Origin of the sequence: Bartonella sp. DB5-6, from assembly GCF_000278115.1 — a bacterium.
Taxonomy (GTDB): domain Bacteria; phylum Pseudomonadota; class Alphaproteobacteria; order Rhizobiales; family Rhizobiaceae; genus Bartonella; species Bartonella refiksaydamii.
Genome location: NZ_JH725114.1, coordinates 1 through 14,497, shown reverse-complemented (window position 1 = coordinate 14,497; position 14,497 = coordinate 1). Strand labels below are relative to the sequence as shown.

Sequence of the window (14,497 nt, the reverse complement as noted above, 5' to 3'; positions counted from 1 at the left end):
ATCTCCAGCGAGATCAGAGGCGCCAGCGAAGCCAGCAGCACCAGTACGAGCATCGTCATCACAGGCATTGCAAACATCTCCAGCGAGATCAGAGGTGCCAGCGCAGCCAGCAGCAGCCCAGACGGCACAAAGAGAGGAATTAAAACTAGCGCGATCTTTAGTAATACCAGCAGCACAAGCATCCTCTACTAATGGGGCAGGTGGGGGAGCTCACGGTCAGAGTAGTGCACATCATGGAGCTGGACACGGTGCTGGTAAAAATCCCCATGGTAGTGGTAATCCCCATGGTAGTGGTAATCCCCATGGTAGTGGTAATCCCCATGGTAGTGCTGCTAATCCACATGGTGCTAGTTCGCATAGTTCTAATCCACACTCTTCCAAGCCCCATGGAGAACAAAAGATGGCTGGACATGGTGCACAAAGTGCGCAAGCAGCGGATGAGAACGCTACCAATGTGTATGGTATAGAGCAAGTGAAGAACGAGATCGCTGCACTTGGTAACGCTGCACTTGGTCTTGAACAAGGCAGTGAAGTTGAAACTTTGAGCCATACCTTAAAGCAAAATTGGGCTGGTGCCACACGGGTGCGTATCGGTTTCGCTGCTGATCGCTTTATGCCTTATATTGCTGGCGGTGTTGCTTATACACAGCTCCAAGACACTATATCCATATCATTCAAGAAAGGGGATGGAAAAGTCGTTTCTTCTAAAGACTTAACCGATGAAACAAAAACGATGATTGGGTATACTATTGGTGGTGGAGTTGATTTTGCGATGCTGGATAATGTTATTGTGCGTGCGGAATATCGTTACTCCGATTTTGGTAAAAAGAAATTTGCAAATGAAAGACTTGAAATTAGATATAAAACCAATGATTTCCGTGTTGGTGTAGCTTATAAATTCTAGTTTTTAAGAGTAAGTTGCTAAGAGGCTCCGCTTATAGTGGAGCCTTTATTTTTTAAGAAGATCATTTTTGGGTTTCCTTTCTTGATAGTTTCATGATAGAGCCTATAAGATGTGATGATATATCTTCTTGATCGCTGCTTAATACGAATGATAAGCTCGGCTTTCCCTATAGATCAAAAAAAACCAGAGTTGCAGGGTTCAGGGAAGTTATGCAAAAATGGAATCGTAAAAGTGGACAGGAATATTTCACAATGGCTGTGAAAAATGAAACAATAGATTATTCGAAAACTCTTTATTTACCACAAACAAATTTTCCTATGCGTGCGGGGTTGCCGCAAAAAGAGCTTGAATTGATGGTACGGTGGGAAGATATGGAGCTTTATACGCAATTGCGTCAACAAGCAAAAGATCGCCCGTTTTATATTCTTCATGATGGACCACCTTATGCAAATGGACATATCCATATTGGGCATGCTTTAAACAAAGTTTTAAAGGATGTGATTGTTCGTTCATTCCAAATGCGTGGTTTTAACGCAAATTATGTACCTGGCTGGGACTGCCATGGGCTTCCAATTGAATGGAAGATTGAAGAAAAATACCGTGCGCAAGGGAAAAATAAGGATGATGTACCCCTTAACGAATTTCGTCAAGAATGCCGTGAATTTGCACAACATTGGATAACTGTTCAAAGTGAAGAATTTAAACGTCTTGGCGTTATTGGAGATTTTAATACGCCCTATACCACAATGGCTTTTCATGCAGAAGCGCGCATTGCTGGTGAATTGATGAAATTTGCTATGTCAGATCAGATTTATCGTGGTTCAAAGCCTGTGATGTGGTCTGTTGTGGAGCGTACGGCTTTGGCAGAGGCGGAGATTGAATATCATGATCATGAATCAGAGGTCATATGGGTTAAGTTTCCTGTTTTTGAAACAGATTCTAATGATTTGTATGGTGCTTATGTTGTGATTTGGACCACGACCCCGTGGACGATTCCTGGTAACCGTGCGGTTAGTTATTCTTCGCAGATTTCTTATGGTGTTTATGAGGTTGAAAACGCGGAAAATGATTTTGGTCCTCAAGCTGGAGAAAAACTTCTCTTTGCTGATGCATTAGCCATGAGCTGTGCAGAAAAAGCAAAACTTGTTTTAAAGCGTGTACGTGTTGTTTCTAATGATGAGCTTAAAACGCTTTTTCTTTCTCATCCACTCAAAGGTTTGGCTGGAGGTTATAATTATAAGATTGCGCTGCTTGATGGTTCGCACGTAACAGAGAGTGCTGGTACTGGTTTTGTCCATACGGCACCTAGCCATGGGCGTGAGGATTTTGAAATTTGGAATGCTTATAAGCCTCTATTGGAGCAGGCTGGTATTGATTCGTCTATACCATTTCCTGTTGATGATGCTGGTTTTTATACGAAGGATGTCCCTGGTTTTGGACCGGACCGTAAAGAGGGTCCCGTACGTGTTATTGATGATAATGGAAAAATGGGTGATGCTAATAAAGAAGTGATTAATGCTTTAATTAAAGCGGATCGATTGTTTGCACGCGGCCGTTTAAAACATTCTTATCCTCACAGTTGGCGTTCAAAAAAGCCAGTTATTTTCCGTAATACGCCGCAATGGTTTATTTCAATGGATAAAGATCTTGGAGATGGTTCAACTTTACGCAGTCGTGCTTTAGAAGCTATTTCGATGACGCATTTTGTTCCTTCTTCTGGTCAAAACCGTTTGGCTTCCATGGTAGCAGATCGTCCTGATTGGGTTCTTTCTCGTCAGCGCGCTTGGGGTGTTCCAATTTGTATTTTTGCCAATGAGGATGGTGTCATTCTAAAAGATGAGCGAGTGAATGAGCGTATTTTGCAAGCTTTTGAAGAAGAAGGGGCGGATGCTTGGTTTACTGAAGGAGCACGTGAACGTTTTTTAGGTGAGCGTGCGCATGAGTCTTGGAATCAGGTTCGTGATATTCTTGATGTTTGGTTTGATTCTGGAACGAGCCATAGTTTTGTATTAGAAGATCGAGCTGATTTGAAATGGCCTGCCGATATTTATTTTGAAGGCTCTGATCAACATCGTGGATGGTTCCAGTCTTCTCTTTTGGAAAGTTGTGGTACGCGTGCTTGTTCTCCTTATAAGGCAGTGATCACGCACGGTTTTACTTTGGATGAAAATGGCAAGAAAATGTCTAAATCTTTGGGAAACACGGTTGTTCCACAAGAAATTATTAAAACATCTGGCGCCGATATTTTTCGTCTTTGGGTGATGACAACGGATTATTGGGAAGATCAGCGTTTAGGCAAAACAATTCTTCAAACAAATGTAGATTCATATCGTAAATTACGTAATGCAATTCGTTGGATGCTTGGAACTTTAGCGCATGATGAAGGAGAAGAAATCTCTTATTGTGCATTGCCAGATCTTGAAAAATTTATATTGCATCGACTTTTTGAACTCGATCATTTGATTAATCGCGCCTATAATGAGTTTGATTTTAAAAAGATTATGCGTGCATTGTTGGATTTTTCGATTATTGAGTTATCGGCATTTTATTTTGATATCCGCAAAGATTCTCTTTATTGTGATGCACCTTCATCAAAAAAGCGTAAAGCTTCTTTGCAGGTTGTCCGAGAGGTTTTTGAGCGTATGGTGACATGGCTTGCTCCAATGTTGCCTTTTACGATGGAAGAAGCTTGGTTGGAGCGTTACCCCAAAAGTCAATCGGTGCATTTGGAACAGTTTCGTCCTATGCGAGAAGAATGGCAGAACGAATCTTTGGCTGAACGTTGGAAAAAAGTTCGTCAGGTCCGCAAAGTTGTGACGGGTGCTTTAGAACTTGAACGAGCGGACAAGCGTATTGGATCATCTTTAGAAGCTGCACCTATTGTTTTTATTTCTAATCTAACTTTGCTGGAGGCGTTAGAAAATCTAGATATGGCGGAAATTTGTATCACCAGTGCTCTAACAATTAAGCAGGATAGACCACCTAAGGATGCTTTTACTCTGAGTGATGTTGAAGGCGTTGGTGTTTATCCAAGAAAGGCGTTAGGGAAAAAATGTGCGAGGTCATGGCGTTATACACAAGATGTTGGTAGCGATCCAGCTTATCCTGATGTATCTGCTCGCGACGCGGCTGCTTTGCGGGAATTGCAGATGCTCGGCAGGATTTAAAGTTTAGATCAAGGGGAGGGGAGGAAATGCAGGGTTGTAAAGAGCGTTGTTATGATTTGAATTCTATCATTGATGAGTATAGCCTTTTATGGTAATAATAAAGTCCTTTGTTTTTCCGTGGGGGGTAGTTTGTGTGTGGACAAGATCTCCAATAAGTCGCGGGAAGATCAATTTGCCATATACTTAGGAAAATGGGATAAGCAGTGAAAAAACATAAAGTAGAAATATTGCCAATAAGCATTTTGGGCATGTGCTTTGTTTTAACAGGGTGCGGTTTATCCGCTCCTACTTATGGTACAGATAAGGCGGTTTCGTTACAGTTTTTTGAAGATGTTGCCAACCTTGCTTCGCTAGCATCGACAAACAATAATAGCAAGCTTGTTATGGAAAACCATCCAAAGCTTGTGATACCAAAGTCAAGCTCGCTCACAGCATTACCATTACCGCAGCAAGATATAGCACAGAGTAGCTCACGTGGTAAAACAGCAACACTAAAGCAACATTCTAGTGGTAGCAAAGCTTCCGTTTTTCCCCAAAAAGTATCATCAGTTAATGAGCACGCTAGTACCGCTGGTTCAGAAAGTATTTCACGGTTGAATACGAAGCAACGACAAGAATATTTACGTCGTCAGAGAGCGCAAGTTGGAAGCGCGAAATATCGTCGCTATCTCACGGAGCCACCTTTGAGTTATCGCCAACCAGCAAAAACTGCACCTGTTGCTAAGTAAGAGTAAGGGTGAAGTATTAAAAGAGAATGAGAGAAAAAGTGCTCTGAGAATGAATTTTGGTAGAAAAGAAGGGCTGTGAGCCTTCTTTAAGAGTTCTAAAGCTGTTCAAAGATAGATGTTGTAGGTAAGAAGAGCTATTTTTTTAATACCGCTTTTGTGCAAAAAAATCTTTAAGCAGTTGAGCAGCTTCTTTTTCCTTAAAACCAGAATAGATCTCAGGTTTGTGATGGCAGGTTTGCTGCTGGTAAAAACGTGGACCGTGTTCAATAGCACCTCCTTTGGGATCGCGGGTTGCATAGTAGAGACGCCGTATGCGTGCAAAGGAAATGGCTGCCGCACACATAGCACAAGGTTCAAGGGTTACATATAGATCACAATTAGGAAGTCTTTCACTTTGGAATGTTTCGCAGGCCATACGGATTACGCGTATTTCTGCATGTCCTGTAGGATCATATCCAGCTTTTGTATAGTTACCAGCGCGTGCAACGATTGTTTTTCCGTGTGTGATAACTGCCCCTACGGGGATTTCATCTTTTTTTTTTGCCCATTGCGCTTCTAAAAGGGCTATTTCCATGGGAGTCAAAGTCATAGTGTTCTTTCTACTGAAGTGTAGGGGGTGAAAAGTTCTCCATCAGGAGGAGTACTGTAAAACGGATGAGTTATGACCTTTTTATAACGAAGGGACATTATTTTTTAAATGTTTAAAATCAACTTGCAAGTAAACTGATACATTATTGCTGCTATAAGGATAGAAAATGATAAATGATTATGTTACTCCCTCTTTTCAAGATAAGTGGTATGATGCAGGGTGACGATTTGCTAAACGTATAAGAAGAGGCTGGTGTGAAGAGCAAATGAATGAAAACAATGAGAGTGAGCGGATTGCCAAAAGGTTAGCACGTGCTGGTATTGCTTCGCGTCGTGATGCAGAAATGATGATTTTTGCAGGCCGTATTGTTGTTAATGGTGAAGTTGTAACGACGCCTGCTTTTAATGTTACCCGCTTTGATGTTATTAAAGTTGATGGCAAGCCTTTATCTCCTATAGAACGAACGCGGTTATGGCTTTATCACAAGCCCGCGGGACTTGTCACTACTAACCGTGATCCTGAAGGTAGGCCAACAGTATTTAGCAATTTGCCGAAAGGAATGCCTCGTGTTCTTTCTGTGGGCAGGCTTGATATTAACACGGAAGGGCTTTTGCTGTTAACCAATGACGGTGGTTTAGCCCGTGTCTTAGAACTTCCGTTAACAGGATGGGTGCGAAAATATCGGGTTCGTGCTCATGGAAGAGTTAAACAGAGTGCACTTGATAGTCTTAAAAATGGCATCGCAATTGATGGTATTTTCTATGGTTCAATTGAAGCATCAATTGAACGTGAACAAGGGTCAAATGTGTGGCTTTCTGTAGCTTTGCGTGAAGGAAAAAATCGTGAAATAAAGAAGGTTCTGGGTGCTTTAGGCTTATCAGTTAATCGTTTAATTCGTGTATCTTATGGTCCATTTCAGCTCTCTGATTTGGAAGAAGGAGCCGTTCGCGAGATAAAAGGTCGGATGTTACGTGAGCAATTGGGTGAGCGTTTAATTATGCAAGCCAATGCAAATTTTGATGCTCCTATTCTTAAGCCATTTTCAAATTCTGCGGTTGTTGTAGAAAAAACAAATGATAAAGATCTTGCTACTACCAATGATAGCTGGGTTTTTTCGGGTAGAAAAGATGTACAGCGCAGGAGCAACAGCTCTTTTAAGCACGGTCAATCACGATTGGGCACAAAATCTGATGAGAAATTTATGCGTAAGGGTGAAGGCGATGAAGGAAAAGAAAAGCAGCGTTTTTTGCCTCGTTCGCGTCGTTCTAATGTTTGGATGGCTCCTGGTGCACGTCCACAGAGTGCACGTAAGAAGTCTTTCTATAGTGAGAAGTCCTCCCATGATCATAAAAGCAATTTAGTCGGCAAGGGATCTTTTCATAGAGGTAAGGAAAAGTTACCAGAAGTTCAGTTGCGAAAAGAGAAGGACATTCGTTTTGATCAAAAACGTGGTAAAAAATCTTTTGATGAAGCGCGTGTTGTTGGCAAGAAAGAGCATCTTTTAAGGAAAGAAAAAAAGGTTGTGAAAGGCAATTACGATGAGCGTTCTTTTGAGAGCAAGCGAAAAGCTAAATCATTTGATGGTACTGCTATGAAAAAATCTAAAGCGTATAGCGGTGATGCAAAAACAACGAAGCGATTTAGAGGACCACGTGCGGATTGTCGGCGGTAAATTTGCTGGACGTGTTTTGTTTGCACCTGTGGGGCAGTCGATTCGTCCAACCAGTGATCGTACGCGCGAAAGCCTTTTCAATATTCTTGCGAGCCGAGAAGAACAATTTTGGACCAACAAACGTATTCTTGATCTTTTTGCCGGTACTGGTGCTTTAGGCATAGAGGCTTTATCGCGTGGTGCAAAAGCGGCTGTTTTTGTTGAAAATTCAGTTGAGGGGCGTGGACTGCTTCAAAAAAATATTGAAGCTTTTGAATTGCAGGCAATTGGGCGGATCTTGCGTCGTGATGCAACAAAACTGGGCAATATTGGGACAATGCTTCCATTTGATATTATTTGTGCAGACCCTCCTTATGGTTATTGTCTAGGTGAGCGTGCTTTTGTAGCGGCTCTGAGAGGAGGGTGGGCAAAAGCTGATACACTCTTTGTGCTTGAAGAAAAGAAGGATGCAATGATTCATTTACCTGATATATTTTATCTAGATGATGAGCGTTTTTATGGTGAGACAGTAATACGTCTTTATAAACTGCGATCATAGTTTTAAACTTGTGAAAATTTTCGTTTTTATCCAATAAGAGAAGAAAGATTATTCTGTACATTTTTTACATTGCACTTTTCTTATGGGGTGATTGCTTCAGAAGAGAGGGTTGTTTTTTTAACCAATGAAAGATATGGAAAGCTTTTATGCTACTATTTTCATAACCAATGTATAATTACTTGCTGGTTATGTGTGCTTTTTTCTGTGCACAATGCATCTAAAGATATATGGAATGGTTTAAATAATCTTCTAGTAAGTAGCGCATAAAATTACGATTTGAGGGAATTATTTTATAAATTTTCTGAGGGGGGGGGAGAGTATGGCTTATGCAACTAATAAAGCAGATATTTACGATGCGATTTATTCTCTCCGTTTACGTCTTAAAATATTTGATCTCATTAGAAAAGCGAAATCTGGTCACATAGCTAGGAGCCTTTCCTGTATTGATTTCATTTATATCTTATACAAATATATTCTTCAAATAAATCCAACACTTATCCATAATACTAATTGCGATCGTTATGTTCAAAGTAAAGGACATGCGGTTGAGGCATTGTATATTGTATTATCAGAGATGGGATATTTTGATCCTAAACTTCTCGATACGTATTTAAAATTTGGTTTAAATTTATTGGCTATGTGACCAAAAAAGTCCCTAGCATCGAGCAAAGCACAGGTTTTCTTGGTCATGGCTTATCTCTTGGTGCAGGAATAGCTCTTTCTGGACAGCTTAATTCTCAATCCTACCGTGTTTTTGTACTTCTTGGCGATGGTGAAATGACAGAGGGATCCGTCTGGGAGGCTGTACTATTTTCAGCGCATTATAAACTCAGTAATTTTATCGCAGTTGTTTATAGAAACCGTCTCCAAATTACTGATACGACTGATATCTTAATAAAAACAGAGCCTTTAGCAGATAAATTCACAAGTTTTGGGTGGCATGTTGTAGAAATTGATGGTCACGATATAACACAACTGAAAAAATCCTTAGGCACTCTTCCATCTCATAGGATAAACCAACAGCAATATTGATGAATACTTGTATGGAATTACGCATGAACAGCTTGCCGGTTGGACAGCAGGGTTCAAGCTTGCGGGGGGTATAGTCTCCCTTGATGCAAGCTATTCCAGTGTTTTGTGGAGCACAGTTAAACACAAGAAGCCAGGAACATTTTTTATGACATTAACAATGGATCTTTAAGCATATTATTGGGGAGTACAAGCATGAGATATGAGAAGAGAGCAAAAAGAGCAAGATGGTTTGAAGTTTTAGTCTCCAGTACGATGCTCAAAAAGGTTTTGCTAGGTGGGATTGGTTTACCTTTTCTTCTACAACCAGCAACGCTACAGGCGCAAATTGCTGTTGACCCTAACGCAGGTTCTGCTCATCGTCCGGATATTGTGGCAGCACCCAATGGAGTTCCCTCGATTGATATTGTTACACCAAATGGTAAAGGCTTATCGCACAATAAATATTACGATTTCAATATTGGAAATCCAGGCGTCATTTTAAACAATCATGCGCAAGAAGTAGGGCAATCGCAGTTGGGGGGCATTATGCCGGGTAATCCGCATTTGCGCTCTTCTGGTTCAGCAAAAGTGATTTTAAATGAAGTGACCAGTGGCAACCGTAGTGCTCTTCATGGTCCAGCGGAGGTTTTTGGTCGCCAAGCCGATGTGATTATAGCCAATCCCAACGGCATTGGCTGTGATGGTTGTGGCTTTATCAATACGCCACATGCGACCTTAACCACGGGTGTACCAGAAATTGATGGGCGTGGTTTTCTGAAAGGTTTTGAGGTGAGAGGTGGGGATATCACCTTTGGACCCCAAGGTGCGAATTTTTTCTCAGGCCAAGGTTCTGTTGATATTGTCGATATTGTTTCCCGCACAGTGCATTTTGAAGGAGCTGTTGCGGGCAGGGAGATTGGAGTGACAGCAGGCACGGGTCACTTTGATTACGCTTCGCGTCAAATGAAGGAACTGACCGATATTACTGGCAAACCGGAATATGCGATAGATGGTTCTGCGTTAGGTGCTCTACAAGCAGATAGAATAAAACTTGTAGCGACAGAAAAAGGCGTTGGGGTTCGCATGCGCCATGATATGGCGGCAAATACGGGGCAGTTGCGCCTTTCTGCTGACGGGAAAATCTCGTTGAAGAATGTTTTTGGTCATGATGGTGTTGTTCTTCAATCCAAAAGCGATACCCTTTATGCAAAGCACATCACATCGAAAAAACATGTTGAGATTGCAGCAAAAAAAGATGTTACGTTAGAGACGGTTGGCGCGGATGGTCATTTGAGCGTAGATGCACAGGATGGACTTTTATCGATTTCCGGAAAAGCCACCTCGGGGGGCAAAATGGAGCTTTCTTCGCGCCATGCTCTCCACGTTTCAGGGCTTGGCGCTGGCGCTGATGTGACACTTAAAACAGATGGAGCTCTTACGATTGATGAGACTGTTTTAGCTGGGGGCAATTTAAGGGCGCATGCCGGTGGTGATATACAAGCCCATTTTTTAGCTGGTGGGGTTGATATGGCAGCAACACAAGCTGCGGGTAGCCTTGTTTTGGGCAGCCAAGGAGATGTCGATCTCCAAAGTGCGGGCGGGATCATTAATGCCACAAATATTTATGGAGCAGGAAATGTCACACTTGTTGCATATCATGGGCTTTCTGTTTCTCAAACGATCCTATCGCATCACAATGTTGCCGTTCATGTTGAACCTCATGCTGGCATTCATTTTGGGCAAGTTTTAGCCTATGGCAGAGCAGACATTTATGGTGGGGCGGTAGAATTTTCTGCCATGATGACGGGTGATGATGCCGTTTTAAAGGTGGGGAGCCTTGATGCAGGCACCCTCATGACAGGTTTAGATTTTGTTCACTCTCAGGTGAGCCCTTCGAACCCTACAGGTGATTTTGTTTTTCATGACAAAGGTTCCCTTTCTCTCACGGCACAAAGGGGTGTAAAGGTTGGACATATTATCAGTGGTGGCAATATTGATATTCTTGCTGGCAACGACATTTATTATGATCAGGTCATTGGCTATGGCACAGCCACATTGACCTCGGTATCAGGAGGGATCAGTGTTGAGAATGTGCTGTCTGCTAAGGGGGATGTGAGATTGACAGCCAACACTCTCGATTTGAGCAATGATCGTTCTCATATTTACACACCGCAAACGCTGTATTTAACTGCGGATCATATTTATGTCTCGGGCAGCACGCTGATTTATGGTGGTTTAGATTTTCAAAGCACCAATGTTCTTGATATTCACCATGCACGGCTACAAGCCATTACCGATGAAGGCGGGACTGGAGATATTCTCTTTGTTGCTCCAGGCGTTATGGTGGATGAGGTCACATCGGTTTTAGCGGCACGAGATTTTGTCATCAAAACAGGGAAGCTTGAAAATAGCGGACAATTGGCAGCAGGTCATGATTTAGTCTTTAGCGTGAGGGGTGATGCGAGGAACAGCAAAACAGGTTTAATTTATGTGAAGGGCAATGGTGCTTTACAAGTTGATGGAGCTTTGTTGAATGATTTTGGCGCCATTTTAGCAGAGGGTGATTTATCTTTCACCAATGTGGCTGGTACAGGGAAAAGCCTTTCCCTTGTCAACAAAGCAGGCTTTATTCAAGCAGGCGGAAACTTAAATATCCAAACCAACAGTCTGAAAAACGAAGCCGATAGCACACCTGTCATCACGGAAAAAACTGAAGAAGAAGTCATCGCATTCGAACAACCAGACAAATATAATTTTCTCGATGGTAGGCCTTTATATCATGATATGGGCTGGGATCGTTGGGGAAAAGGAAAGCTTTCTAAGAGAAAGCATGGGGTGGAAGGTCCAAAACACTTTATATTTGAGCAACAACTTTGGAATAACAAAGAAGGAACCTATGGCACGGCAACTTTGAAAGATGGAACAGTCTATAAGTCATTCACTTGGAAACATAATGCTCGAAAAGGAGACATAGAAGAGTTTGTGTGGAATGGTGATAGGTGGGGAGGATGGTTTGGGAATAGTAACTGGTCACACATGATCGAAGAGACCGTCACGCAGGCGTTTTTGTATAAGCCTACTGTTCAGGGGATGATACAATCTCGTGGCAATCTCATTATTAACGCTGATAACATTGACAACCATTATAGTCTTATAAAAGCGGGAGGGAATGCGGATATCCACGCTGATGTGCTGACCAATTTAGGGGCAACAATTTATAAAAACACCTATATGGGCTGTAACGCAAACACGGATAATTGTTATGGCTATAAAGCTGATGGAAGCCGCGATGTTTCCTTAGATATAGCCAATGGCACGTTTCGCCAGATTGGTTCAGAAGCTCTTGATGCAGTTCCTGGTCTTGTTCAAGCGGGTGGCACTTTGAATCTGGTGGTTGATCAACTCAACAACAAGGCAGCAGAAGGTTCGATTACAGGAGATGCGCATTTTGAAGCAAAAGCCGTTGGGGGCAATCCGCTGGATGCACTGAGTGGTTTGACTGGGGTTGGTGCTCTCTTTACACCAAAAGTGGATCTCAATAATGCAGGAGAACTTTCTGAGGGGCTTCCTTTGCCAAAGCCTCAATCGGGTGGTGTTGGTGGCAGTTTGCCCAACCAGAATTTCATTTATGAAACGCGGGCAGAATTCCTCGATGTTGGCAAATTTTATGGCTCAGCCTATTATTTAAACAGAATAGGTTACAATCCTGACAGAGAGATTTTTTTCCTAGGGGATGCTTATTTCGAAAAGCAACTGATTGAAAAACAAATGCGTGATCTTGTTGGTCAAGGTTTGGGCAAGGGTTCCTTTATTCCTGGAAGTGATGCCATTGAACAAGTCAAAAACTTGCTGGATGGTGGGGCAGAATATGCAAAAACACACAATCTCCCCTTTGGAGAGGCTTTAACAGAAGAACAATTGGCTTCTCTAGAAGCCCCGATGGTGATTTATGTACGCCAAAGCGTAAAGGGCATGGATGTTTATGTGCCTGTGCTTTACATTCCAGAAAAGGAGAGAGCTTCCTTTGTTTCTGCTGGTGCTTTGATCATGGGGGATGATGTCAATATCACCAGCCAAAATACCAGCAATTCCACGATAACCAATTCAGGGCGGATAAATGCTTCACAGCAATTGCATGTGCATGGTGGGGATATTCTCGGTCAAGGAGGGCATTTTGCTGCTGGTGGTGATGCTGTTATGGTTGCGGAGAACAACATCCGCTTGGATGCAGGGCGCACAAATGTTGAAGGTGTGGAAACCGTTTTAAACACCGATGCGCTTTCTACTGGTGGCAATGCAACTGTTATAGCCAAACAAGATCTCACAGCCTCAGGGGTAAAGATCACCACAGGGGGTGATCTTGCCATGGCCACAGAGCAGGGCAATTTGACGATAGGCGCAGCACAAACGCATCACCACAGCGAGCATAGTGATGCCACCATGCACCATAAATCGGAAGTACACTCTGGTGGCTCGACGGCACTTGTCTCTGGAAAGGATCTCAATGTTCTAGGCTCTGATGTTCAAACAAAGGATAATCTTCTCTTAAAAGCTGAAGGCAATGTTTCGATTGATGCCACCCGCAACAGCATGGACAATCATACGCAGGATGGGCAAACCTCCCATGTTACCTTACACAATGGCTCTCATTTAGGTTCTGGAAAAGACACGACTGTTCTCTCTGGTCAAGATATCCATATTGCTGCTTCTGCTATAGACGCTTAGGGCAATGTTGCTCTTGGCGCGAAAGGAGAGATAGCGATAGGGGTGAGAAGGAATGAAATGGAGTATCATCTTCAGGGCAACAATACGAAAGTGGATATGCAAGCCTCTCATGCAGTTGGCTCTTCGATAAAGTCTGGGGGTGATAGCACTGTCGTAGCGGGGCAGGATGGGAAGGCGCATGATCTTAGCATCACGGGCAGTTCCATTGCTGCTGAGGGCAAGGTAGGGCTGAAAGCCAGCAACGATATTCTCATCAACAATGCAGAGGATAACTTACACTACGAGATGTCGTATCATAAAGAGGGGGGAACATTTAGTAGCAGCAAATCCGAGCATAACAAGATTGATGCTACTCAAGTTGTGGGCTCGAGCATAACAGGGGGCAAAGGCGTTGCCATTGATTCTGGCAACAACACGGAAGTTGTAGCCTCGACGCTCGTAGCCGGTAAGGCAGAGGAAACGTCAGGAGAGAAAGCTCTGGGAGATCAGAAACGAGCGGATATTACCATTCATTCTGGTGGAAACATTGTCATAAAAGGCGCTCAAGAACATTACGACCAGCAACAACAATCGTCTGAAAGCAGCTTTTTACATGAGGAATCTTCCGATAGTTCTCAATCGCATAGCACAACGGTCTCCTCTATCCTTGGTGCAACGGGCAACATTATCACGCAATCAGACAAACAGACCACAATCACAGCTTCTCATATGTTTGCAAATGAAGATATTCATGTGACGGGAGAAAATGTGACGATTGATGGCATGACAGACCATCATAAGAGCCATTCACAGACGCATGAAACGGGTTTTGGTGTGGGTTCAGGCAAGGGCTTTGTGTCGATATACGGGAGTGAGGGCAAAACAGAAAATGAAGAGAGTTTTGAACATCAAGGCTCTTCTCTGAATGGAAAAAATATCAACATCACTGCCACCAAAAAAGATGTAAAGGTTGTAGGCTCTGATTTTACAGCGCAAGAAAATATTCATGTTTCGGCAGCGCATGATATCAATGTTTTACCGGGTCATAATAGCCATAAGTCAAACAGCCAAGAAGAACGCACAGGTTTTGGGTTTCAGTTTGAAAAAAGCAAAAGTGGTGCTTCCGTGGGAGTTGGGATTGCGAGTGCTAAAGATACGGGCGATCAATGGGAAAATAGCAATAC

The 14,497-nt window shown here is 42.8% G+C and carries 8 protein-coding genes and 2 pseudogenes; 9 read left to right on the top strand and 1 reads right to left on the bottom strand.

Annotated features, from left to right (window positions below; translation table 11 throughout):
- From MCO_RS00040 to MCO_RS00030, 3 genes are all read left to right on the top strand, one after another.
- Positions 1-904 (top strand): outer membrane protein (locus MCO_RS00040; RefSeq protein ID WP_007551808.1); only part of this gene is annotated, 904 nt, incomplete at its 5' end.
- Between the two features lie 251 nt (positions 905-1,155).
- Positions 1,156-4,071, top strand: a complete 2,916-nt coding sequence (gene ileS, locus MCO_RS00035) for an isoleucine--tRNA ligase (RefSeq protein ID WP_040298553.1) — start codon at positions 1,156-1,158, stop codon at positions 4,069-4,071.
- A 203-nt stretch (positions 4,072-4,274) separates the two neighbouring features.
- Positions 4,275-4,799 carry a hypothetical protein gene (locus tag MCO_RS00030; protein ID WP_007551806.1) on the top strand — a complete coding sequence of 175 codons (525 nt, stop codon included), beginning with the start codon at positions 4,275-4,277 and terminating at the stop codon, positions 4,797-4,799.
- A 142-nt stretch (positions 4,800-4,941) separates the two neighbouring features.
- On the opposite strand, the gene MCO_RS00025 is transcribed toward MCO_RS00030, so the two are convergent.
- Positions 4,942-5,388: a nucleoside deaminase gene (locus MCO_RS00025; protein WP_007551805.1), complete on the bottom strand. Its 447-nt coding sequence runs from the start codon at positions 5,386-5,388 to the stop codon at positions 4,942-4,944.
- A gap of 265 nt (positions 5,389-5,653) precedes the next feature.
- On the opposite strand from MCO_RS00025, the gene MCO_RS00020 reads away from it, so the two are divergent.
- The 6 genes and pseudogenes from MCO_RS00020 to MCO_RS00005 all read left to right on the top strand — a co-directional run.
- Entirely contained in the window at positions 5,654-7,060 is a 1,407-nt protein-coding gene (locus MCO_RS00020; protein ID WP_007551804.1) for a pseudouridine synthase, read from the top strand.
- Entirely contained in the window at positions 7,041-7,598 is a 558-nt protein-coding gene (rsmD, locus tag MCO_RS00015) for a 16S rRNA (guanine(966)-N(2))-methyltransferase RsmD (protein ID WP_007551803.1), read from the top strand. The genes MCO_RS00020 and rsmD overlap by 20 nt, the downstream gene beginning before the upstream one ends.
- A 319-nt stretch (positions 7,599-7,917) precedes the next feature.
- Positions 7,918-8,241 (top strand): hypothetical protein, encoded by a 324-nt coding sequence (locus tag MCO_RS11455; protein ID WP_007551802.1) that lies wholly within the window; start codon positions 7,918-7,920, stop codon positions 8,239-8,241.
- Complete coding sequence (locus MCO_RS11450; protein WP_007551801.1) at positions 8,238-8,630, top strand: thiamine pyrophosphate-dependent enzyme; 393 nt, start codon at positions 8,238-8,240, stop codon at positions 8,628-8,630. The genes MCO_RS11455 and MCO_RS11450 overlap by 4 nt, the downstream gene beginning before the upstream one ends.
- A gap of 7 nt (positions 8,631-8,637) precedes the next feature.
- A pseudogene (locus MCO_RS10735) lies at positions 8,638-8,799 on the top strand (hypothetical protein); the annotation flags it as partial.
- Between the two features lie 23 nt (positions 8,800-8,822).
- Positions 8,823-14,497: pseudogene (locus MCO_RS00005) on the top strand (hemagglutinin repeat-containing protein); the annotation flags it as partial.